The organism is Corynebacterium glutamicum ATCC 13032, assembly GCF_000011325.1.
Classification (GTDB): Bacteria; Actinomycetota; Actinomycetes; order Mycobacteriales; family Mycobacteriaceae; genus Corynebacterium; species Corynebacterium glutamicum.
Genome location: NC_003450.3, coordinates 2,491,142 through 2,513,662, shown reverse-complemented (window position 1 = coordinate 2,513,662; position 22,521 = coordinate 2,491,142). Strand labels below are relative to the sequence as shown.

At 53.9% G+C, this 22,521-nt stretch carries 22 protein-coding genes and 2 pseudogenes; 16 read left to right on the top strand and 8 right to left on the bottom strand.

The features are described 5' to 3' along the window. Positions 1 to 43: 43 nt before the first annotated feature. Positions 44 to 511, top strand: coding sequence for an SRPBCC family protein (locus CGL_RS11765; protein ID WP_003859290.1), 468 nt, complete (start codon positions 44 to 46; stop codon positions 509 to 511). 3 nt (positions 512 to 514) lie between these two features. Here the strand turns inward: CGL_RS11765 and CGL_RS11760 are convergent, their stop codons facing one another. Further along, on the bottom strand, positions 515 to 859 hold the full coding sequence (locus CGL_RS11760; protein ID WP_003859291.1) for a GNAT family N-acetyltransferase: 345 nt from the start codon (positions 857 to 859) through the stop codon (positions 515 to 517). Between the two features lie 76 nt (positions 860 to 935). On the opposite strand from CGL_RS11760, the gene CGL_RS11755 reads away from it, so the two are divergent. Together CGL_RS11755 and ndk are read left to right on the top strand one after the other, a co-directional pair. Beyond that, on the top strand, positions 936 to 1,256 hold the full coding sequence (locus CGL_RS11755; RefSeq protein ID WP_011015073.1) for a hypothetical protein: 321 nt from the start codon (positions 936 to 938) through the stop codon (positions 1,254 to 1,256). A gap of 49 nt (positions 1,257 to 1,305) precedes the next feature. Then, the gene (gene ndk, locus CGL_RS11750; RefSeq protein ID WP_003859294.1) at positions 1,306 to 1,716 is read left to right on the top strand and encodes a nucleoside-diphosphate kinase; all 411 of its coding nucleotides are present in this window, start codon (positions 1,306 to 1,308) and stop codon (positions 1,714 to 1,716) included. A 66-nt stretch (positions 1,717 to 1,782) separates the two neighbouring features. Here the strand turns inward: ndk and CGL_RS11745 are convergent, their stop codons facing one another. Then, positions 1,783 to 2,235 carry a carboxymuconolactone decarboxylase family protein gene (locus tag CGL_RS11745; RefSeq protein WP_004567670.1) on the bottom strand — a complete coding sequence of 151 codons (453 nt, stop codon included), beginning with the start codon at positions 2,233 to 2,235 and terminating at the stop codon, positions 1,783 to 1,785. Then, positions 2,236 to 2,700 (bottom strand): annotated as a pseudogene (locus CGL_RS11740) (pirin-like C-terminal cupin domain-containing protein); the annotation flags it as partial. Positions 2,701 to 2,831: 131 nt separating this feature from the next. Here CGL_RS11740 and CGL_RS11735 point away from each other — a divergent pair. Further along, complete coding sequence (locus tag CGL_RS11735; protein ID WP_011015071.1) at positions 2,832 to 4,142, top strand: ISL3-like element IS31831 family transposase; 1,311 nt, start codon at positions 2,832 to 2,834, stop codon at positions 4,140 to 4,142. A gap of 13 nt (positions 4,143 to 4,155) precedes the next feature. Here CGL_RS11735 and CGL_RS11730 read toward each other — a convergent pair. Further along, positions 4,156 to 4,740, bottom strand: a pseudogene (locus CGL_RS11730) (pirin family protein); the annotation flags it as partial. Positions 4,741 to 4,818: 78 nt separating this feature from the next. Further along, positions 4,819 to 5,556 carry a hypothetical protein gene (locus tag CGL_RS11725; protein WP_011015069.1) on the bottom strand — a complete coding sequence of 246 codons (738 nt, stop codon included), beginning with the start codon at positions 5,554 to 5,556 and terminating at the stop codon, positions 4,819 to 4,821. A 212-nt stretch (positions 5,557 to 5,768) separates the two neighbouring features. Between CGL_RS11725 and CGL_RS11720 the strand changes: the two genes are divergently transcribed. From CGL_RS11720 to rpmA, 3 genes are all read left to right on the top strand, one after another. Next, a complete protein-coding gene (locus CGL_RS11720) occupies positions 5,769 to 8,834 on the top strand; it encodes a translation initiation factor IF-2 N-terminal domain-containing protein (RefSeq protein ID WP_011015068.1) in 3,066 nt (1,021 codons plus the stop codon). Between the two features lie 225 nt (positions 8,835 to 9,059). Beyond that, on the top strand, positions 9,060 to 9,365 hold the full coding sequence (gene rplU / locus CGL_RS11715) for a 50S ribosomal protein L21 (protein WP_003859302.1): 306 nt from the start codon (positions 9,060 to 9,062) through the stop codon (positions 9,363 to 9,365). Between the two features lie 49 nt (positions 9,366 to 9,414). Next, positions 9,415 to 9,681, top strand: coding sequence for a 50S ribosomal protein L27 (rpmA, locus tag CGL_RS11710; RefSeq protein ID WP_003859304.1), 267 nt, complete (start codon positions 9,415 to 9,417; stop codon positions 9,679 to 9,681). Positions 9,682 to 9,853: 172 nt separating this feature from the next. Here the strand turns inward: rpmA and CGL_RS11705 are convergent, their stop codons facing one another. Both CGL_RS11705 and CGL_RS11700 read right to left on the bottom strand, forming a co-directional pair. Continuing rightward, positions 9,854 to 10,126 (bottom strand): hypothetical protein, encoded by a 273-nt coding sequence (locus tag CGL_RS11705; protein WP_003859305.1) that lies wholly within the window; start codon positions 10,124 to 10,126, stop codon positions 9,854 to 9,856. Positions 10,127 to 10,303: 177 nt separating this feature from the next. Then, on the bottom strand, positions 10,304 to 10,927 hold the full coding sequence (locus CGL_RS11700; protein ID WP_011015067.1) for a hypothetical protein: 624 nt from the start codon (positions 10,925 to 10,927) through the stop codon (positions 10,304 to 10,306). An 85-nt stretch (positions 10,928 to 11,012) separates the two neighbouring features. Between CGL_RS11700 and CGL_RS11695 the strand changes: the two genes are divergently transcribed. Next, positions 11,013 to 11,930: an aldo/keto reductase gene (locus CGL_RS11695; protein ID WP_011265932.1), complete on the top strand. Its 918-nt coding sequence runs from the start codon at positions 11,013 to 11,015 to the stop codon at positions 11,928 to 11,930. Between the two features lie 59 nt (positions 11,931 to 11,989). On the opposite strand, the gene CGL_RS11690 is transcribed toward CGL_RS11695, so the two are convergent. Beyond that, the gene (locus tag CGL_RS11690; RefSeq protein WP_011015065.1) at positions 11,990 to 13,969 is read right to left on the bottom strand and encodes a solute carrier family 23 protein; all 1,980 of its coding nucleotides are present in this window, start codon (positions 13,967 to 13,969) and stop codon (positions 11,990 to 11,992) included. Positions 13,970 to 14,150: 181 nt separating this feature from the next. Here CGL_RS11690 and obgE point away from each other — a divergent pair, with 181 nt between their 5' ends. The 8 genes from obgE (at position 14,151) to CGL_RS11650 (ending at position 22,514) form a co-directional block, all read left to right on the top strand. Next, positions 14,151 to 15,656: a GTPase ObgE gene (obgE, locus tag CGL_RS11685; RefSeq protein ID WP_011015064.1), complete on the top strand. Its 1,506-nt coding sequence runs from the start codon at positions 14,151 to 14,153 to the stop codon at positions 15,654 to 15,656. 229 nt (positions 15,657 to 15,885) lie between these two features. After that, complete coding sequence (gene proB / locus CGL_RS11680) at positions 15,886 to 16,995, top strand: glutamate 5-kinase (protein WP_011015063.1); 1,110 nt, start codon at positions 15,886 to 15,888, stop codon at positions 16,993 to 16,995. A gap of 59 nt (positions 16,996 to 17,054) precedes the next feature. Beyond that, positions 17,055 to 17,969 carry a D-isomer specific 2-hydroxyacid dehydrogenase family protein gene (locus CGL_RS11675; RefSeq protein ID WP_003859319.1) on the top strand — a complete coding sequence of 305 codons (915 nt, stop codon included), beginning with the start codon at positions 17,055 to 17,057 and terminating at the stop codon, positions 17,967 to 17,969. 58 nt (positions 17,970 to 18,027) lie between these two features. Next, positions 18,028 to 19,326, top strand: coding sequence for a glutamate-5-semialdehyde dehydrogenase (locus CGL_RS11670; RefSeq protein ID WP_003859321.1), 1,299 nt, complete (start codon positions 18,028 to 18,030; stop codon positions 19,324 to 19,326). Positions 19,327 to 19,424: 98 nt separating this feature from the next. Continuing rightward, positions 19,425 to 20,450, top strand: a complete 1,026-nt coding sequence (locus CGL_RS11665; RefSeq protein ID WP_011015062.1) for a PE-PPE domain-containing protein — start codon at positions 19,425 to 19,427, stop codon at positions 20,448 to 20,450. Positions 20,451 to 20,507: 57 nt separating this feature from the next. Further along, positions 20,508 to 21,164, top strand: a complete 657-nt coding sequence (nadD, locus tag CGL_RS11660; protein WP_011015061.1) for a nicotinate-nucleotide adenylyltransferase — start codon at positions 20,508 to 20,510, stop codon at positions 21,162 to 21,164. Positions 21,165 to 21,318: 154 nt separating this feature from the next. Continuing rightward, positions 21,319 to 21,792: a ribosome silencing factor gene (rsfS, locus tag CGL_RS11655; protein ID WP_003859327.1), complete on the top strand. Its 474-nt coding sequence runs from the start codon at positions 21,319 to 21,321 to the stop codon at positions 21,790 to 21,792. Between the two features lie 11 nt (positions 21,793 to 21,803). After that, the gene (locus tag CGL_RS11650) at positions 21,804 to 22,514 is read left to right on the top strand and encodes a histidine phosphatase family protein (protein ID WP_003859329.1); all 711 of its coding nucleotides are present in this window, start codon (positions 21,804 to 21,806) and stop codon (positions 22,512 to 22,514) included. Positions 22,515 to 22,521 lie beyond the last annotated feature (7 nt).

The window sequence follows — 22,521 nt, the reverse complement described above, 5'->3', positions numbered from 1 at the left end:
GCTTTTCGACGCCTACCTCCTTCGGAGGCGTATTCTGTCGTTCATGCCTAAATCTCTGACCTTTGAAGACAGCATTAACATCGCAGCGCCCATCAATCAGGTCTACGCACTAGTTTCTGACATCACTCGAACTGGAGAATGGTCGCCCGTGTGTGAGAAATGCTGGTGGGATGAAGACGAAGGCCCCGTCGTGGGTGCGCACTTTACTGGCCGAAACGTCACACCTGAGCGCACCTGGGAGACACGGAGCGAGGTTATCGTCGCAGAGCCAAATCGTTGCTTTGGTTGGAGCGTGACTGATGGAAACGTCAAGTGGATTTATTCCATGGAACCGTTAGAAGAAGGCACAGTATTGACTGAATCATGGGAATTTACCCCCAAAGGTCAACGATTCTTCCACGACAAATTCGGCGACAAATCAATTGAAGAAATTGAAAAGCGACGCTTGGCAGCTATAACCGGAATTCCAGAAACACTGGTTGCCATTCAGCGCATTCTGGAAGTTGAGTAGTTTCTACATCTGGCTCTTCACCAGCTCCATATCCTCATGGTTTGGTTTGCGGTAACCCTCGAATGCGTTCTTTTCCACGAATCCTTTAACAAAGGGACATACCGGAACCACGGTAAGACCAGCTTCTTTTGTGGCTTTTAACGCCTCTGAAACAAGAATTGACGCAAGTCCCTTGCCACCGAATTCATCGCCAACAACGGTGTGATAGAAGATCCGCGAATCACCTTTATCAAGGTATGCAGCAAAGCCAGCAGTCACGGCATCTTCAGGGTAACTGACCTCAAATTGGTGCTTGTCCTGATTATTAGAAACAGCTACTTCAGTGTCGTACTTATCTTTTAAAGTCATGCCTTAAAGGATACGGAGATCACTCCGGCTTGGCTTGGGTGGCGGTGTTATCAAAGTAGTCGTAGCGTTGAGAACTATGCGAAACTCTAAGTCTGGCCTGGCCTTTTCCGCAGCTGCACTATTTTGTGTCGTCGCGGTAATCACTCGTATTGCAGGTTCCCCATCATTTATCGCTATTGTGGCGATCATCGTGGCTGCGATCGCACTTTTTGTGGGTCTGAACAGTCGTGTGGGAACAAAGCTTGTTGATCAGCCAGTGGTGTTCACCCAGGAACAAATTGATCAATTGAAAGAGTTGAAATCCCGCGACCAGGAGGCGGCAGCGATCCGTCAGGCGCAGCTGTGGAGTAGGGGATCGTCCAGCGAAGCGGTCGCAGAGGCTGTGAGGAAGCTCTAAGTCGACTTAAGTGCGCGAAGCAGACCACCATTAGGTAGAATCACCCAACATGACTGAACGTACTCTCATCCTTATCAAGCCAGACGGTGTTACCAACGGACACGTCGGCGAAATCATCGCACGTATTGAGCGCAAGGGCCTGAAGCTCGCTGCTCTGGATCTGCGTGTTGCAGACCGCGAGACCGCTGAAAAGCACTACGAAGAGCACGCTGACAAGCCATTCTTCGGTGAGCTCGTTGAATTCATCACCTCTGCACCTCTGATCGCAGGCATCGTCGAAGGCGAGCGTGCAATCGATGCATGGCGTCAGCTTGCTGGTGGCACCGACCCAGTTGCTAAGGCAACCCCAGGCACCATCCGCGGCGATTTCGCACTGACTGTTGGAGAGAACGTTGTTCACGGTTCTGATTCCCCAGAGTCCGCTGAGCGCGAGATCTCCATCTGGTTCCCTAACCTGTAATTTTTACGGTTAGAAAAAAATTAACTCCCGACCATTTTCGGCCGGGAGTTTTTTGCTGCCTGATTACTAGAGCAGTGGGTGCCCACTGGCAATAGAAATGCGGTTGAAAGCATTGATCGCAATGATAGCCCATTCCAGGGCAGCTACCTGCTCTTCGGCAAACACACTGCAGGCTGTGCGTGCAGCCAGGTGACCTTCGCGGGATTCCAGCAAGGTTAAGGATTCTGCTAGCTGTAGTGCTGCCTTTTCCTCCACGGTGAATTCATCCACCATTTGCCACGCTGCCAGAGCATCGAGTTTCTTCTCTGGAACGCCGGCACGGCGAGCAGCGGGAACATGTAAACTTAAGCAGGTGCCACATCCGTTGATTTGAGAAACGCGGACATTGACCAGCTCAATCAATGAGGTAGGCAGATCAACGTCCGGGTAGATCTTTCGCAGAGTCTTGGTGAGCTCGAGCATGTTCTTGTATGGCTCGGGGAAGAACTTATCAATGTATGGGCCGTGAGCGGAGCGCATTTAATCAATTCTCGTTTCTGGTCGTGCAGTTGGTGCTGGGTTTTTACGTGCCTTGATAGCAGCGTTGGGAAGCTCGGGTGCTGGAAGCCTGGTGAGCCCATCTTTGTGGTGGCTGATATATCCGTGGGTGATACCAAAACGATCAGCTTCGGCCTGCCACTGTTTACGGTACTCGGCAATTTCTTCATGGCTGCGGCCAATGAAGTTCCACCACATCACGATGTCTTCGGTAAATGGTTCGCCACCTAGCAGTACAGTACGCGCCGGTGTGGTGCCGATGTTACGGATTCGGAGTTGGGTTTCATTGATGCCGGTGTAGGCCAGCTGGGTGGGCTCGACGGTGACGCCTTCTAGTTGGACGTCGCCGGAATCGACAAGCAAGCCGTGTTCAAACGTGGGATCAACATCAAAGATGACTGCTTCACCTGGATTGATGTGGATTTCTGCGCCAAGTAGGGGAGTAAACGGGCCCTTCCGGTTTTGGGGTACATCACAGAACCTGGGCTAGCGGTGTAGACCCGAAAATAAACGAGCCTTTTGTCAGGGTTAAGGTTTAGGTATCTAAGCTAACCAAACACCAACAAAAGGCTCTACCCATGAAGTCTACCGGCAACATCATCGCTGACACCATCTGCCGCACTGCGGAACTAGGACTCACCATCACCGGCGCTTCCGATGCAGGTGATTACACCCTGATCGAAGCAGACGCACTCAACTACACCTCCACCTGCCCAGAATGCTCCCAACCTGGGGTGTTTCGTCATCACACCCACCGGATGCTCATTGATTTACCCATCGTCGGGTTTCCCACCAAACTGTTTATCCGTCTACCTCGCTACCGCTGCACCAACCCCACATGTAAGCAAAAGTATTTCCAAGCAGAACTAAGCTGCGCTGACCACGGTAAAAAGGTCACCCACCGGGTCACCCGCTGGATTTTACAACGCCTTGCTATTGACCGGATGAGTGTTCACGCAACCGCGAAAGCACTTGGGCTAGGGTGGGATTTAACCTGCCAACTAGCCCTCGATATGTGCCGTGAGCTGGTCTATAACGATCCTCACCATCTTGATGGAGTGTATGTCATTGGGGTGGATGAGCATAAGTGGTCACATAATAGGGCTAAGCATGGTGATGGGTTTGTCACCGTGATTGTCGATATGACCGGGCATCGGTATGACTCACGGTGTCCTGCCCGGTTATTAGATGTCGTCCCAGGTCGTAGTGCTGATGCTTTACGGTCCTGGCTTGGCTCCCGCGGTGAACAGTTCCGCAATCAGATACGGATCGTGTCCATGGATGGATTCCAAGGCTACGCCACAGCAAGTAAAGAACTCATTCCTTCTGCTCGTCGCGTGATGGATCCATTCCATGTTGTGCGGCTTGCTGGTGACAAGCTCACCGCCTGCCGGCAACGCCTCCAGCGGGAGAAATACCAGCGTCGTGGTTTAAGCCAGGATCCGTTGTATAAAAACCGGAAGACCTTGTTGACCACGCACAAGTGGTTGAGTCCTCGTCAGCAAGAAAGCTTGGAGCAGTTGTGGGCGTATGACAAAGACTACGGGGCGTTAAAGCTTGCGTGGCTTGCGTATCAGGCGATTATTGATTGTTATCAGATGGGTAATAAGCGTGAAGCGAAGAAGAAAATGCGGACCATTATTGATCAGCTTCGGGTGTTGAAGGGGCCGAATAAGGAACTCGCGCAGTTGGGTCGTAGTTTGTTTAAACGACTTGGTGATGTGTTGGCGTATTTCGATGTTGGTGTCTCCAACGGTCCGGTCGAAGCGATCAACGGACGGTTGGAACATTTGCGTGGGATTGCTCTAGGTTTCCGTAATTTGAACCACTACATTCTGCGGTGCCTTATCCATTCAGGGCAGTTGGTCCATAAGATCAATGCACTCTAAAACAGGAAGAGCCAGTAAACGTATGAACAGGGGAGGTTTGACCAAATAGCGAACCTAGGAAAACGCGTGCACTTCCGCCTTCGAGTGTGATTTCTTCTGGAGCGTAGTGATCAAAGCGGCGTGGTCCTTCGCGGTCTTTGTCGGGAAGAACTGTCCACAACTGCAGACCATGCAGAATCGTGGTGGAGGTGGCGGAAACTTCGGTGTGACAGATGCCTGCGCCGGCGGTCATGAGGTTGACTTCGCCAGGAAGCACGACTGCGTGATTTCCGCCGGAATCATGGTGGGTGACTTCGCCTTCAAAAAGCCACGTGACTGTTTGCAATCCGGTGTGCGGGTGGGAGGCCATATCCATGCCACCGGTTAGTGAGACATCATCGGGGCCGTAATGATCCACAAAACACCAGGCACCGATGAGGGAGCGCTGGCGTTGGGGGAGTGTGCGGTGCACGGTCATGGCGCGTGGTCCGCCGAGGGGGACTTCACGGGAGGTGATGATTTCTACGTTGGCGCCGTCTTCGCACTGTGGGTTTAGCGCGGTACCAGGGGCGTGGTTGTTGATTTCATATTCAACGGGATTAATTTCTGCGTTTGACATGGACTTCTCCGAACTTCTCCTGAGCTGAGGAAACGTGACCTCAAGTATAGCCAAGAAATAAGTTGATGTATCAACAACTTAGCGTCCGGATTCAAGTGCCTTGATGGCTGAGATCCCTTTCAGGGAAACTTCGATGAATACTTTTCCTGGATCCCCACCCGGCATGATGGTGGAGCGACTAACCAAACCATGCTGTTCTAGTGAGCGTGCTACCTGATGTACTTCGTCTACCTCGGTATCCAGTACTCGCGCGACCTGTCTGGCCATCACCCGAGTGCCATCCATCGCACCGTGGGCAAGCAGACAGCGCACTAATTCACGGGATTCCGGCTGCTCTAGAACATCTAAGTCATCTGAGCGCACATCATCCAGAGATGCATTTTGTGAAAGTTCTGCGAGGCGTTCCTTCGTTCGAATGCGTGGAAGCTGATCAGCTCTGTACGCAGCCCAAGCTAGGGAAGCGCCGTAAACACCGCCAAAAAGTGCAGCGGAAGCAAGGGGAGGGGCATTAAATAATGTCGGCAGCCCAATGATGTCGATGGCCAAAGCCGTAGCCGGAATGATCAGTTGGCGGATGGCACGCTTTTTATCGCCTTGCGTGGTGTGGATTTTCCAGGCATCGATATCACGGAGTCCTTTTGTCTTAGAGATCGGGAATGGGATCAATATCGATGCAAAAGCCAAAATGAATAATGGGATCGCCAGCCAAGGTTCTACTTCATAGGTAACTCGAGTGGCTCCAGCGAGGACAATCATCGGTAAAAACTTCCACCATGCTGGTGGTTCACTGCCCATGTGCTTTGCTAAATCTCCCATGATTTCCGACACTAGCCAATAAATGCAAGCTTGACCTAAGACTTATGGAAGAATGGCAGCAGGCCTGGCGAATATATTTGCGGGTCGGAAAATTTAGACCATACAGTTTTAGATTGGCGCATGTACCTGCGCGGCGGCGGTAGGAGATCTTGTCCCTACCAGCGCCCGGGTGCATTGCTCAATCGTGGAGATAAGAAAATAGGAGTGTCGCTGTGCCAAATAACAAGGCAGTAGAAGCAGAAATCTCTCCCTCGGCTGTGCTGGCCGCGGAATTTGATCGAGATTCATTGAGCGAAAAAACCCGCGTACATCAACTGGCCAAACGACTTGGAATGGTTTCCAAGGACGTCGTTGTTGCGCTCGATGGCATCGGCCTGGTCAAGGTTGCGCAGTCAAACCTGAGCAAAGAAGAAGTAGAAAAGCTTCTCGACGCCCTGTCTCAGCCCGTACTCAACGCTGCCCCAGCTGCCGTCCCCGACGTTGAACCGGTGGAGAAGATTCGTCGACGCGTTGAGAAGAATGTGGAAAATGAAATCCACCAAATCGAAGAAAAAGTAGAGCGCGAACTCGCGGCAGTCGCGCAACCTACTGACTTCGAGGCGGCAGCCCGCGAAGAAGCCACTGCAGAACTGCTGGAAGATATCGTCCCAGAGATCACCCCGGCGCCGGTGGAAGCATCTGTGTACACGCCGATCTTTGTGGCACCTGCAGTTGTACCTACTGAAAACGTCCAAGACACCGACGATGAACAGGTCCGCGAACGCACGGCGCGGAAGCGCCGTGGGCGTCGTGGCACCGGCCGCGGACGTGGAGCTGAAGCTGAAACCGTCACCGAAGTGAGTGAGGAGGCGTCGACAAGCGAAGTAGAAGAGGTAAACGAGCCAATCGGAATTAAGGGCTCCACTCGCTTGGAGGCGCAACGCCGCCGTCGCACGGAAATGCGCGAAGAAAACAAAAAACGCCGCCATGTGGTCAGCACCCAGGAGTTCATGGAACGCCGTGAATCGATGGAACGTCGCATGATTGTGCGCGAGCGCCAACGCCACGATCACCCAGGTCTGGTCACTCAGGTTGGTGTGCTGGAAGACGATCAGCTGGTTGAGCAGTTTGTTACCTCTGATGCGCAGATGTCTATGGTGGGCAATATTTATCTGGGGCGCGTTCAAAATGTGCTGCCAAGCATGGAAGCTGCCTTCATTGACATTGGAAAAGGTCGCAACGGTGTGTTGTATGCCGGCGAAGTCGACTGGAAAGCTGCTGGACTTGGCGGACGTGGACGTCGCATTGAGCAGGCGCTGAAAGCCGGCGACCAGGTTCTCGTCCAGGTCTCCAAGGATCCATTGGGCCATAAGGGTGCGCGTTTGACCACCCAAATTTCCCTGGCGGGACGTTACCTGGTGTACGTTCCAGGTGGTCGCAGCGCTGGCATTTCCCGCAAACTGCCTGGACCTGAGCGCAAGCGTCTGAAGGAAATCCTTGGCCGCGTTGTCCCAGCGCAGGGTGGAACCATCATCCGAACTGCTGCTGAAGGTGTGTCGGAAGAAAACATCGCAGCTGACGTGAACCGTCTGCACACCCTGTGGGAGCAGATCAAGGAACGCACTGCGGAGGAAAAGAAGTCCCGCGGTTCTAAGCCGATCACCATGTATGAAGAGCCAGACATGCTGGTGAAGGTGATCCGTGACCTCTTCAATGAAGATTTCACCTCACTGATCGTTGACGGCGACCGTGCCTGGAACACCGTGCGTGCCTACATCCAATCAGTCGCTCCTGATTTGGTGTCCCGCGTGGAACACTTCAATCGCGCAGACTTTGACGGCAAGGATGCTTTCGAAGCATTCGACCTGAACACCCAGCTTGAGGAAGCGCTGTCCCGAAAGGTGAACCTGCCATCGGGTGGATCGCTGATCATCGACCGCACCGAAGCCATGACGGTGATCGATGTGAACACCGGACGCTACACCGGCAAGGGTGGTGGCAACTTGGAAGAAACCGTCACGCTCAACAACATTGAAGCTGCCGAAGAAATCGTGCGCCAAATGCGCCTGCGGGATCTCGGTGGCATGATCGTTGTCGACTTCATCGATATGGTGCTGCCAGAAAACCAAGAATTGGTCCTGCGCCGACTCAATGAAGCGCTAGAAAACGATCGCACCCGCCACCAAGTCTCTGAGGTAACCTCACTGGGACTTGTTCAGATGACCCGCAAACGCATCGGCGCGGGCCTGCTGGAAACCTTCTCTTCACCGTGTGAGCACTGTGAAGGCCGAGGCATCATCGTTCATGTTGATCCAGTAGACACCGTTGACGAGCGCGTTGAGGCGAAAGCGGAAGAGCGTAGCCGTCGTCACCAGCGTTCCAATAGCACTAACAAGGCAGCTGCGGAGCACCCGATGGTTGTTGCCATGCGTGATCTCGTGGAAAGCGATGAACACGATCTGGATCAAGAATTTGAGGAACTCGCTGCATCAGTGATCGTCCTCGATGACTCCGATCTAGATGATGTGGTCAACGACAAGCTCGACGAGCCTGAGCGCATTCTTGCTGAATCCACCGTGGAACCAGAGGAAGGACCACGCAGGAGGGCCCGCCGTCAACGTCAGGAATCTGCTGCGGATGATATTGCCGCGATTGCAGCTGCTGCCGTGGACATTGCTTCTGAAGAAGACCCTGATGAGCCTTCGGGATCGTCGTATGTGTCTGACTTTGAGGCAGAGCCTATTGCACCTGTAGTTGAGAAGGCTGCTGAACCTGTGGCTGAGCCAACCGCTGATTATGAAAAGGCACGTGCCGAATTTGAGGCAAGCCCACGCAGGCGCCGCAAGACTCGTGGCAATTCACGTTCGGATCATGCTCCAAAGCCAGAGGATTTCGCACCTGTAGTTGAAGAGGTTGCTGAGACTCCAGTGAAGACACCTGCGCGGAAGGCTCCACGCCGTAACCGTCCAAGTGAGCTCAGTTCCGGTGCGCCGTCCTCTGCACCATCGACCAGGAACCGTCGCCGCGCAGTGCGCCGTCAACTGGTGGAAGCTCCTGAGACCGTCGTTGAGATAGCACCTGAAGCAGCACCAGAACAGGTTGCAGAGCCTCAGGTTGAATTCGACCAGCCAGACAACCGCCGAAAGCGTCGTCGTGCTGTGCGCGTGACAGCGGCGCCGGTGGAGAAGAAGGTGGCGTCGACAAGCAATGCGCGGGCGCCGAAGAAGGAACCTCAGGCGGCGAGCACCACCAACCCAGGCCGCCGTAGGCGGGCTACCCGACGAGGCCCACGAAGCTAGGGTATAAGGGCGGTTTGTGTTGAAGCCGCCTTTAGGGGTAACCTTGGACAGTCGCTGTTTTAGGCAATGTCAGTAATGCCCATTTGCCCATTTCACGGCGAATGTGTGAATGACGTGAGGTCATTTTGGCTCCGCATGTCTAAAACGCAATTGTAAAACGTAAGTCCAATCAGGGACTCATCATCCGAGTACCTGAGCCGAGAATCAGATAAGGGGTAGCCCTCTATGTACGCGATCGTCAAGACCGGCGGAAAGCAGTACAAGGTTGCCGAAGGTGACCTCGTTAAGGTCGAGAAGATCGAGGGTGAGCCGGGTGCATCCGTGGCTCTCACCCCGGTTCTGCTCGTCGATGGCGCCGATGTAACCACCGCCGCTGACAAGCTCGCTTCTGTGAGCGTCAACACCGAGATCGTCGAGCACACCAAGGGCCCGAAGATCAAGATCCTGAAGTACAAGAACAAGACCGGATACAAGAAGCGCCAGGGACACCGTCAGCCCCTGACCGTTCTGAAGGTAACCGGAATCAAGTAAGCCCTCGGGCTTTCTATGAGTTTTTCCTTTAGAAGGAGGGAATTACCACATGGCACACAAGAAGGGTGCATCTAGCTCCAGCAACGGTCGTGATTCCGAGGCTAAGCGCCTTGGCGTCAAGCGTTTCGGTGGTCAGCAGGTTTCCGCAGGCGAGATCCTTGTTCGTCAGCGCGGCACCAAGTTCCACCCAGGTGAGAATGTTGGTCGCGGTGGCGACGACACTCTCTTCGCACTGAAGACTGGCGCTGTCCAGTTTTCCACCAAGCGCAACCGTCGCTTGGTGAACATCGTCGAGACCGAGGCTGTTGACGCTTAAGTCACACTCACTCAACGAGTTTAAAACTGCTCCTTGCTTTCCTTTTGGGAAGGTGAGGGGCAGTTTTTTGTTTTTGGGGTTCTTTTGGGGGCTCTGTGTAATGTACAACAAGGATTAAGAGGCTCTTCTGCCGGAGAGCATATCTGCCAGAGAGCCCCTTTTAGATGGGGTGTTATTGCGTAGGAGGCCAGTACCTGCGCTTATTGATGTAATCGTTCAGAAGACCGTTAACCACGCTAGACGCCGGTACCCCGTCCCTAGCTGCGATCTCTGTCAATGCAGCATGAATACTCGGATCAATGTTAATTGTGGACGTAGTTGAGGCACCACGACTGTTAGACCGCTGGGTCAACTTAACGATAACGATGACAATCGCTGCGATCCCGCCCATGAACAGAATAAACAGGATAAAAAGAATTAACAGTTCTGCGCCGCCTAAAGCCATGTTTTCTCCTTAAATAACGGTGCTGAGTGTTTGTTGGGGTTCAGAGCAGTCAGAAAATGACACTTTCTACTTAACCCATACAGTGATTATGCCCTTTTAGTTCTTCGGCCACCTGGAAAGGCTTGAAACCATCCCAGGTGGCCGAAGGGTGGTTAACCCCAGAACACGACAAAAGGTTTAGACAGCAGTCTCCTGGTTGAACCATGTCTCGATGCGTTCCAGCACATCATTAATGGTCTTCACGTGGGTTTCGTCCGTGCCTGTGGAGGAAGAGGTTTCCACCAACCATTGTTTGTTGTCGGTTTCGTAAAGGGTTTGGATAAATTTCGAGTCATCTGCAGCAAGTGTGACTCGAAGATAAGGGGTTTTGGAATCCTTCAGGCGCATGACTTCCACCAGGAGGTGGGGAAGGCCGTACGCAGAGAAAGCGGGGGAGAACCAGTCATCGATTTGGACGACAGCGTCGGAATCTTCATCGCCGAAAAGCAGGATGGTGTCCGCGTTCATGTCGGCAAGGCCCAGTCCGTAATCGAAAGCGATGGCGGTGAGCCATTCGGCTGCTTCTTCGGCGGAGTTGTAGTTGGTCACAACGTAAAGGCAACGATCACCGGATAAGTGGATGGCGTCTTCTTCAAGCTTGACGGTGTCTGGCACCGTTTCGGCAAGCCCTGCCGAAAGAGATTCCAACACAGGGGTTGTAGATGGCGTGGCGAAATCGATGCGTTCGGTCAGTGGGGTTTTGGAAATACGGGCGCTACCTGGGTCGCCATCGGTTTCAAAGAGGACAAAGTCATAGCTCATGGTAATTCAGTGTAGATAGGCGTACGGTGGGCTATCCAATTCATCTCAACCTAAGGCGCATTTTGGTGCGCATCAAGGAGAAAATATGTCTGTTGTGGGTACCGGCCTATTCTTTGGATCCCCGGAGGAAGAGCGGGATAAGTTGATGCAATCTTTGATGGATCAGAAGAATAAGCTTTCGAAGTCTGAAGGTATCCCATTGGTCACCTTGAATGATGGAAAAACCATTCCTCAGCTTGGTTTTGGTGTGTTCAAGGTAGATCCCGATGAAGCAGAGCGCGTAGTTACCGAAGCACTTGAGGTAGGTTACCGCCACATCGATACTGCTGCGATTTACGGCAATGAGGAAGGTGTCGGCCGAGCTATTGCTAAGTCCGGCATTCCTCGTGAAGAGCTGTTTATTACTACCAAGTTGTGGAACGATCGCCACCTGGATGTAGAAGCTGCTTTTGAGGAGTCTCTGCAGAAGCTGGGCTTGGATTATGTAGATCTGTACTTGGTGCACTGGCCGGCACCGAAGAACGATAATTATGTTGCTGCATGGAAGGGCTTGGAAAAGCTCGGTGACCGTGCTCGTTCCATCGGTGTGTGCAACTTCCTGCCAGAGCACCTAGAAAAGCTGCTGGCAGAGGCAACCACTGTGCCTGCCATTAACCAGATTGAGCTGCACCCAGCTTTGCAGCAGCGCGATGCTGTTGAGGCATCTCTTGCAGCAGGCATCACTGTGGAGTCGTGGGGTCCTCTGGGACAGGGGCGTTTTGATCTTGGCGCTGAGGAACCAATCGCAGCTGCAGCGAAGAACCATGGAAAGACCCCAGCTCAGGTTGTTATCCGTTGGCACCTGCAGAACGGTTTCGTTGTGTTCCCCAAGACTGTGACTAAGAGCCGCATGGTGGAAAACATCGACGTGTTTGATTTCGAACTCAGTGATGAGGAGATGGCTGCGATCACTGCTCTTGAGCGCAATGATCGTGGTGGTTCACACCCGAATGATCTGAACTAGAAATAAGGTAAGGCCCTGCACTCCACATAAGTGCAGGGCCTTAATTTGTTTTTGGTGTTTTAGCCGAGGAAGTCAGTCTCGGTAAACTTGCGATCGAAAGCTGAACGGGCTGGGTTAGCGTCGGCAAGCAATATATCGAAGCGGTCATTGGCAATCTCAATGATTTCCGATAGCGCTTGGCGGTGCTCCTGCTCGTCGGAGTTGTCGAGGCGGCGCAAGCCGGCGGCTACGACGGTATCCACAGAATCCATGGTGTCGAAGTACGCAACATACGGCATGTTGAACCGTTCGCGGTACTGCTCGGTGACGGTGATGAGCTTTTCTTGATCCACGTCATCGAGATCATCAAGACCGATCGAACCACGGTCTTGAGAGATGGTGGCGGCTTCCTCTTCGGTGGCCAAAATGAGCTGTGCCATGTCGGGGTAGTCGTGGATGAGCTCTTCGCGGTCGGACAACGGTGCGGTGAGCACAGCGACTTGGATGGCTTCGCGCAGTTCCGTGACGTTGGCGAATGGCTGGGATTCCCATGCGGTTTCCAAAGGCCAGGTCTTGCTGTTGAACAGCGGTGCGAAGGTTTCTACGAAGTCGGTGCGATCCATCTTGTTGACCGCATCCAAATTGATGCGCTCACCGGATTTTGAGGTAGCGACTTGTCCACCGGATTGGCGTCCGACGTGGAAGAACAGCAGGTTAAGCAGGATCGCGGTGATCGCGCCGACGGACATGCCGGAGGAGACGAAGATACGCGCCCACTCAGGGAACGCCTGAGCAACATCGGGGCGGAAGGACACCAGCATGGCTAGGCCAAGTGCGGAGGTCACGATGACGGAGTTGCGGCTATCAGCGAGGTCAGACTTGGCGATGGTCTGGATGCCCACCCATGCAACGTTGGCGAACAGTGCCAAGGATGCGCCACCGAGGACTGGGGAAGGGATGGAAGCGACGATCGCGCCAGCCTTGGGCAGCACACCGAGGATGATCATGAAGCCGGCAGCAGCTGCCGCAACCCAGCGAGATTTCACGCCCGTGATGCGCACCAGGCCAACGTTTTGCGCGAAGCACGTGTACGGGAAGGAGTTCATGACGCCACCCATCAGGGTGGACAGGCCGTCAGCGCGCAGTGCGCGGGTGACATCACTGCGGCGAGTTCGCTTGCCGACGATTTCCCCCGTTGCAAACACATCACCGGTGGTCTCCACCATGGTGATGATCATGACGATAATCATGGAGAAAATGGCAACAGCGTTAAATTCTGGAACACCAAAATAAAACGGAGTGGTGATGTCGAACGCTTCAGCATTTCCCACCTCATCCAAGTTGGCATCGCCCAAGATCAGAGCAACTGCGGTGCCACCAACCAGGCCGATCAACACAGCCAAGGTGCCCATGAATCCACGGAAGAAGCGCTGCGCCAAAATGATCACCGCCAAGGTGCCAAAACCGTAAGCAAGATCGCGGGCAGCAGGCACCCCATCGGCGTAGTTCACAAAGTCATTTGCAGATACCGACAGCAGGGAAGCACCCATAACCAACAGCACAGTACCGGTGACAACTGGTGGGAAGAACTTGAGGAAACGCGCAAACACCGGCGCTGCAAAGAACGTGAAAATGCCGGAGACAATGACTGCACCGTAAATGGCAGGCAGCGACGCAACGCCACCTTGACCATCAGTAACGCCCAAACCAATGGCGATGATGGGAGCAACAGCAGTAGTGGTGACACCTTGAACGATCGGTAGGCGCACACCAATGTGGCGACCAATGCCCACAGACTGAATCAACGTGGCGATGCCACATGTCAACAAGTCAGCGTTAATCAGGTGAATGGTGGTCGCAGTGTCCAAGTTCAGCGACTGTGCAATCAGCAGCGGAACAATGACGGCTCCTGCGTAGAAAGCAAGAACGTGTTGGAGCCCTAGGGCTGCAAGTTTGGGTGCGGGTGGCACCTGGTCTACCGGATGTTTCACCCGGGTTGTGGTTGATGTTGTCACGGCGTTCGGGGTTGTCCCTTCGTCCTCGATATGAAATTTATCCATCAGTATTGTCCACTTTTTCCTACACCGCACAAAATAATCAGATAGGATCGTTAGTTTTCAGTTATTCACATAGGCGTTGACACTGGTAGGATCGAAGAACCTTGGCGCCCACACATCCCCCTTTATTTTTCTACTTATACGTCGGCGCCCGTTTTATCCCGATCAGGAGTGACACCGTTTTATGAACCGATTTATTGACCGCGTTGTGCTACACCTCGCCGCAGGTGACGGCGGCAATGGTTGTGTCTCGGTGCACCGCGAAAAATTCAAGCCACTTGGTGGACCAGACGGCGGCAACGGCGGCCACGGTGGAGACATCATCTTGGAAGTCACCGCACAGGTCCACACCCTGCTTGACTTCCACTTCCACCCACACGTGAAGGCCGAGCGCGGCGCTAACGGCGCTGGCGATCATCGCAACGGTGCCCGAGGCAAGGACCTTGTCTTGGAAGTTCCACCAGGAACTGTCGTGCTTAATGAAAAGGGCGAGACTCTGGCAGACCTGACCAGCGTGGGCATGAAGTTCATCGCTGCTGCTGGCGGTAACGGCGGTTTGGGTAACGCAGCGCTTGCCTCCAAGGCTCGTAAGGCCCCAGGCTTCGCCCTGATCGGTGAGCCAGGCGAGGCCCACGACTTGATTCTTGAACTCAAATCCATGGCAGATGTGGGATTGGTGGGCTTCCCATCAGCCGGCAAATCATCACTGATTTCTGTGATGTCTGCAGCAAAGCCAAAGATCGGTGATTACCCATTCACCACCCTGCAGCCAAACCTCGGCGTAGTTAACGTTGGTCATGAGACTTTCACCATGGCAGACGTGCCTGGTTTGATCCCTGGTGCTTCTGAGGGCAAGGGCTTGGGTCTGGATTTCTTGCGCCACATTGAGCGCACCTCCGTGCTGGTTCACGTTGTCGATACCGCAACGATGGATCCAGGCCGCGATCCGATCTCTGATATTGAGGCTTTGGAAGCAGAACTTGCCGCCTACCAGTCGGCTTTGGATGAAGACACCGGACTTGGTGACTTGAGCCAGCGCCCTCGCCTTGTTGTGTTGAACAAGGCTGATGTCCCTGAGGCTGAAGAGCTTGCTGAGTTCCTCAAAGAAGATATTGAGAAGCAATTCGGATGGCCCGTGTTCATTATCTCCGCAGTGGCACGCAAGGGCTTGGATCCTTTGAAGTACAAGCTGCTGGAAATCGTCCAGGATGCCCGAAAGAAGCGTCCAAAGGAGAAGGCTGAGTCTGTCATCATTAAGCCTAAGGCTGTTGATCACCGCACTAAGGGGCAGTTCCAGATCAAGCCTGACCCAGAGGTTCAGGGCGGATTCATCATCACCGGCGAAAAGCCAGAGCGCTGGATTTTGCAGACCGACTTTGAAAACGACGAAGCAGTTGGCTACCTGGCTGACCGTCTGGCCAAGTTGGGCATTGAGGACGGGCTTCGTAAGGCAGGAGCACATGTGGGTGCAAACGTCACCATCGGAGGCATTTCCTTCGAGTGGGAGCCAATGACCACCGCTGGCGACGATCCAGTCCTTACCGGACGTGGCACCGATGTGCGCCTTGAACAGACCTCTCGTATCTCTGCTGCAGAGCGTAAACGCGCATCTCAGGTACGTCGTGGCCTCATCGATGAGTTGGATTATGGCGAGGACCAAGAGGCTTCCCGCGAACGCTGGGAAGGATAAAACCGAGCACTTTTCAGGTCTACGTGTATACGATGGTAACGCTATGAATGATACGCAGAACACACCTGAAAGCGTTCGATTACGGGATAATCTCCCAACGCCAACCCAAATGGCGCCGGTGACAGGGCTTCCTGTCACCCCCTACAGCCAGGAAGCAAGCATCGGTGCGAGCTTCCCGGCAGTGGATCCGGACACCAAAGACAGCGCCGCATACGGACATGAATCCGGAATGCGTGAGCGCATCTCCAACGCTAAGCGAGTGGTGGTGAAAATTGGTTCGTCCTCATTGACTAACGATGAGGACGGACACACCGTCGATCCCAACCGCATCAACACTATTGTCAATGCCTTGCAAGCACGCATGGAAGCTGGCTCGGACCTCATCGTTGTGTCCTCTGGCGCAGTGGCCGCGGGAATGGCCCCGCTTGGATTGAGCACCCGGCCCACGGAATTGGCAGTCAAGCAGGCTGCAGCAGCAGTGGGGCAAGTTCACCTCATGCACCAGTGGGGACGTTCTTTTGCCCGGTATGGTCGCCCCATCGGCCAGGTGCTTCTTACCGCAGCTGATGCAGGAAAGCGTGATCGTGCGAGGAATGCGCAGCGTACCATCGACAAGCTGCGCATTTTGGGCGCGGTTCCTATCGTCAATGAAAATGACACCGTGGCAACCACCGGTGTGAATTTTGGTGACAACGACCGACTTGCTGCAATTGTGGCGCACCTGGTGTCGGCTGATGCTTTGGTGCTGCTCAGTGACGTGGATGGACTTTTTGATAAAAACCCTACTGATCCCACCGCGAAGTTTATTTCCGAGGTTCGTGACGGCAATGATTTGAAAGGTGTCATTGCCGGCGACGGCGGAAAAGTGGGCACCGGTGGCATGGCATCAAAGGTGTCTGCTGCACGTTTGGCTTCCCGAAGTGGCGTGCCTGTGCTGTTGACCTCTGCGGCAAACATTGGCCCAGCACTGGAAGACGCCCAGGTGGGCACTGTATTCCACCCCAAGGACAACCGCCTCTCCGCGTGGAAGTTCTGGGCTTTGTATGCCGCAGATACTGCAGGAAAGATCCGACTCGATGACGGCGCGGTGGAAGCAGTGACCTCCGGTGGTAAATCTTTGCTGGCTGTGGGCATTACTGAAATCATTGGTGATTTCCAGCAGGGTGAGATCGTGGAGATCTTGGGACCTGCCGGCCAAATCATCGGGCGAGGCGAGGTGTCCTACGATTCTGATACCTTGCAATCAATGGTTGGTATGCAAACGCAGGACCTTCCAGATGGCATGCAGCGCCCGGTAGTGCATGCAGATTATCTGTCCAACTACGCCAGCCGCGCGTAAAGCGCGGGCCTGCTGGTGGCGGGTGGCGTCGAAAAGCATTTTTAAAGGAGTTTAAGACGATGAAGTTTGTTATGTATCCGCATTTGTGGGAGTCCACGACCGCTGTCATTGAGGGTGGCGGACATGAGCGGGTTGAGGATATTAAAGATGCAGACTTCATTTTCTTTAATGGTTCAGCGCCGGAGTTCCCGGATTTGCCGGAGAACATCAAGTTCGTGCAGGCCTCCATGGCGGGTATTGATGCGCTGGTCAAGCGTGGTGTCGTCAATGAGAAGGCACGTTGGGCAAACGCGGCTGGCCTGTACGCTGACACCGTTGCTGAGTCCACCATTGGTTTAATTCTGGCGCAGATGCACATGCATGCGACGACTCGTTTGGCTAAGTCGTGGAGCGTGCGGCCTGAGGTGGAAAACAACAAGTCATGGCTGCATGACAATAAAACTGTCGCTATTTTGGGCGCCGGTGGCATTGGCGTGCGTCTGCTGGAAATGCTCAAGCCGTTCAACGTGAAGACCATTGCGGTTAATAACTCTGGTCGTCCGGTGGAAGGTGCAGATGAAACCTTCGCCATGGATAAGGCTGAGCACGTGTGGGCTGAGGCTGATGTGTTTGTGCTCATCCTGCCGCTGACTGATGCCACTTATCAGATCGTCAATGCAGAAACTTTGGGCAAGATGAAGCCTTCTGCCGTGGTGGTCAATGTGGGGCGTGGCCCGCTGATCAACACCGATGATCTGGTGGATGCATTGAACAACGGCACCATTGCGGGTGCTGCGCTGGACGTTACCGATCCTGAGCCACTTCCTGACAGCCACCCGCTGTGGGAGATGGACAATGTGGTTATCACTCCTCATACTGCAAACACGAATGAGAGGATTCGTGCTTTGACCGGCGAACTCACCTTGCGCAACATTGAGTTGTTTGAGGCAGGCGAGCAGATGGCCACCGAGGTCGATGTGGTGGCTGGCTACTAGGCCTTTTATGGTGTGATCCGACACTGTTGCTTCTTAAGGGTCTGTATAGTGGGCAACCATGAGTTCAACGACCCTAACTGATGACCAAATTCGCGACAATGAGCGGACCGAAGTTCTAGCTAAAGCAACTGCAGCTAAGAACATCGTCCCGGATATTGCAGTGTTGGGCACCGGACCGAAGAACGCAATCCTGCGTGCGGCGGCAGATGAACTCGTTGCACGCAGCGCAGAAATCATCGAAGCCAACGCTTCCGATATCGAAGCGGGTCGCGCAAACGGCATGGAAGAATCCATGATTGATCGCCTTGCCCTTGATGAATCTCGCATTGAGGGCATCGCTGGCGGTTTGCGCCAGGTTGCTGGCCTGACCGACCCAGTGGGTGAAGTACTGCGCGGACATGTCATGGAAAACGGCATTCAGATGAAGCAGGTCCGTGTGCCTTTGGGCGTGATGGGCATGGTCTATGAAGCCCGCCCTAACGTCACCGTCGACGCCTTCGGCCTGGCACTCAAGTCCGGAAACGTAGCTTTGCTGCGCGGTTCCTCCACAGCTGTGCATTCCAACACCAAGCTCGTGGAAATCCTGCAGGACGTCCTCGAGCGTTTCGAGCTGCCACGCGAAACCGTGCAGTTGCTGCCTTGCCAAACCCGCGGATCCGTCCAAGATTTGATCACCGCACGCGGCCTCGTTGACGTGGTCATCCCACGCGGCGGCGCAGGACTAATCAACGCAGTGGTCACCGGTGCGACCGTGCCCACCATTGAAACCGGCACCGGCAACTGCCACTTCTACATCGATGCCGAAGCCAAGCTTGATCAGGCAATCGCCATGGTCATCAACGGCAAGACCCGCCGCTGCAGCGTGTGCAACGCTACTGAAACCGCGCTTCTCGACGCCGCCCTCAGCGACTCAGACAAGCTTGCAGTCGTCCAGGCGCTCCAGGAAGCAGGAGTCACAATTCATGGACGGGTGGCCGAATTGGAAGCATTCGGTGCAACCGACGTGGTGGAAGCAACTGAAACTGACTGGGATTCTGAGTACCTGTCCTTCGATATCGCTGTCGCTGTGGTTGACGGTGTGGATGGAGCTCTGGCACACATCGCTAAGTACAGCACCAAGCACACCGAAGCGATCGCCACCCAAAACATTGAAACCGCTCAGCGCTTTGCAGATCGCGTCGATGCAGCAGCGGTGATGATAAACGCATCCACCGCCTACACCGATGGGGAGCAGTACGGCATGGGCGCGGAGATCGGCATTTCCACCCAGAAACTGCATGCACGTGGACCAATGGCCCTGCCAGAGCTGACCTCCACCAAGTGGATTCTGCAGGGCACAGGACAAATTAGGCCTTAAGTTTGAAGAAGTAATCAAGCTCCCCTGTGAGGACTCGTTGTAGTCTTTTATTTAGTTAATAAAAGATTTCATACCAACTTGTCAGCAGGGGAGCTTTCATGTCTGTCACAAACTTCCGTCGGTTTCTTGCTGGCATAGCGGTCATCGCGGCGTGTGTTGCTGCGACTCCAACAGCTCAGGCACAAAGCAGTGGCTCTTCTGGATCCTCTGGTTCTTCAGCGGGATCTAGCGGGCTGTGGGATTTACTTTTTCCAGAATCCCATGAGTCTTTTATCGAGCGGCTTCTTGATCCTTTGGATGACAGCCATATATCTATTCACCCTGACCTCACCCCAGACCTGTATGAAGAGGTGTTTGATCCACCGCAAATTGGTGAATGCCCAGCCGTTGTTGCTGTGGTCGCACGAGGCAGTGAACAAAACCTTCAAATCCGACCCGCGCGATACAGCGAGGAATCTCCATGGACATCCAATGGATTTGAGGAAAAAAACTTTCGTAGTTTCTTTGGCCGAATGGAAAAACACTACCGTGAATCGACTGGCGAGTCGTTGATGAAAGACGTCTACGTGATGGGTCTGAATAATATCGAATACCCTGCTTCTTTGCCACTGTCTTCGGAGGGAAGCAGCGCCATTGAATTGGGCACTTCCATTTCTAGTGGTCGCGACAATGTCATCAGCGCGATTGATCGCTTTGAATCAGCGACAGGGTGCACGCCGAAGTACCTGTTGGCGGGTTATTCTCAAGGTGTCCTCATCGTTGATGGCTATGAAGAGGAGTTGATTGCGAGGGATCAGTACCTCGGCACCCTGCACATCGCGAATCCAGCGCAACAAGTTGATGATCCAACACTTGTTGGGCATGAAGTAACCACGGGAGGCTTGGCTAGTTCCGTGGAGCCCGTCGAGGACAATCCTTTCAAGGTGAGCTACTGCCTGCCTGGAGACATCGTGTGCGATCGTTCTTTTGAACAGTTCTCTGCTGCGGGATCCTCTATAGCAGCTGCGCAATTGAGCACCGGAAATATCCGTCCAGGTCGAGTACACGTGCAATACTTCGTTACCACCCAACCGTGGGATGAGCAGATTTTTGACGAAGTCGCATCGTGGATTGAAGCTGCCTAAAAACTCGCGAGGACGCATGCTCAGCAAGGTGGTGTGCGAACACTATACTGTCCACTCATGACTACAACGGTGAAACGCCGCGCTCGCATTGGCATCATGGGTGGCACATTTGACCCCATTCATAATGGTCACCTTGTGGCGGGCTCAGAGGTAGCGGATCGATTCGATCTTGATCTGGTGGTGTACGTTCCCACCGGACAGCCATGGCAAAAGGCGAACAAGAAAGTCAGCCCAGCGGAAGATCGTTACCTGATGACGGTGATCGCCACTGCCTCTAATCCACGGTTTATGGTATCGCGGGTTGATATTGATCGGGGAGGGGATACTTACACGATCGATACCCTGCAAGATTTGAGCAAGCAATACCCGGACGCCCAGCTGTACTTCATCACCGGTGCCGATGCACTGGCACAGATCGTGACGTGGCGCGATTGGGAGAAAACCTTCGAACTTGCCCACTTCGTTGGAGTGACTCGACCCGGTTATGAATTGGATGGAAACATCATTCCGGAAATGCACCAAGATCGAGTCTCATTGGTGGATATCCCCGCCATGGCTATTTCCTCCACGGACTGCAGAGAACGCTCCAGCGAAGAACGCCCTGTTTGGTATCTTGTCCCTGATGGCGTGGTGCAATACATTGCCAAACGCCAACTCTATCGACCTGAAGGATCCGATAAGGATATGGATCCCAAGGGCCAAAACCAAGCATAAATCTAGTCAAAAGTTTCAACTTCTTGCCAAAAGTAGGTGAATCACCCTGCTTCGTGGAAAACTGGGAAGGGTTGACGTTGCGGAATCTCTCCGCAGCGTCGGTTCGGACCCTAAAAAAGGGTGAGGAACCACATGAGCTGTTTTAAGGAATTTTGTGTCTGCACTTGAAGAGTCGATCCGCATCGCGACCATCGCGGCGAAAGCAGCGGATGAAAAGAAGGCCGATGACATCGCTGTCATCGATGTCTCTGACATGATCGCAATCACCGATTGCTTTGTTGTTGCATCTGCTGACAATGAGCGCCAGGTGGGCGCCATTGTTGAGGAGATCGAAGATGAGATGACCAAGGCTGGTTTCGAGCCTAAGCGCCGTGAAGGCAACCGCGAAAACCGTTGGGTTCTCCTTGACTACGGATTGGTTGTTATCCACGTTCAGCGACAGGCAGAGCGCGAGTTCTACGGACTGGATCGTCTGTACCGCGACTGCCCACTCATTGAAATTGAAGGACTTGAAACCTTCAAGCGTGAATCCTCCTGGTCTGATGAGGCGGATATCCGCAACATCGACAGCATTGATGAACTCCCACCTTTGCCAGCTGAATACGAGCCTGGCTACGAGGACGATTAAGAGGTAGTCCTGTGACTCGTCGCCTGATTCTGCTCCGACACGGGCAGACTGAATACAACGCCACGTCCCGAATGCAGGGACAATTGGACACAGAGCTGTCTGACCTGGGCTTTCAACAGGCGGCCAGCGCAGCCTCAGTGCTGGTTCAAAAAAACATCACCCATGTGTTCAGCTCGGATCTTTCCCGCGCCTTCAACACCGCAAGCGCGGTTGCGGCGCTGATTGACGCGGAGGTGCGCGTCGATAAGCGTCTTCGGGAAACGCATTTGGGTGAGTGGCAGGCCAAAACCCACACTGAGGTGGATTCCGAATATCCAGGTGCGCGCGCTCAATGGCGCCACGATCCGCAGTGGGCACCACCCGGCGGCGAATCGCGCGTGGATGTTGCGCGCCGGGCACGCCAAGTTGTCGACGAGTTGATGGTGTCGCTTGATGATTGGGATGAAGGCACCGTGCTCATCGTGGCTCACGGTGGCACGATTAATGCGCTGACCTCGAATCTTTTGGACCTGGCGTATGATCAGTACCCCATGTTCTCTGGACTTGGAAATACCTGTTGGGCACAATTGACCGCCCGACCTCGCTATTATGCAGGTAGTGAGAACCCAGAAGATGACCTCAAGATTTCTTCGGCGGTTTCCAACAGCCCTCATTTTGAGGGCAACAATGTGGAAAACGCCCAGTGGTATCTTGACGGCTGGAACATGGGTGTTACGCAGTAAAGAAGAT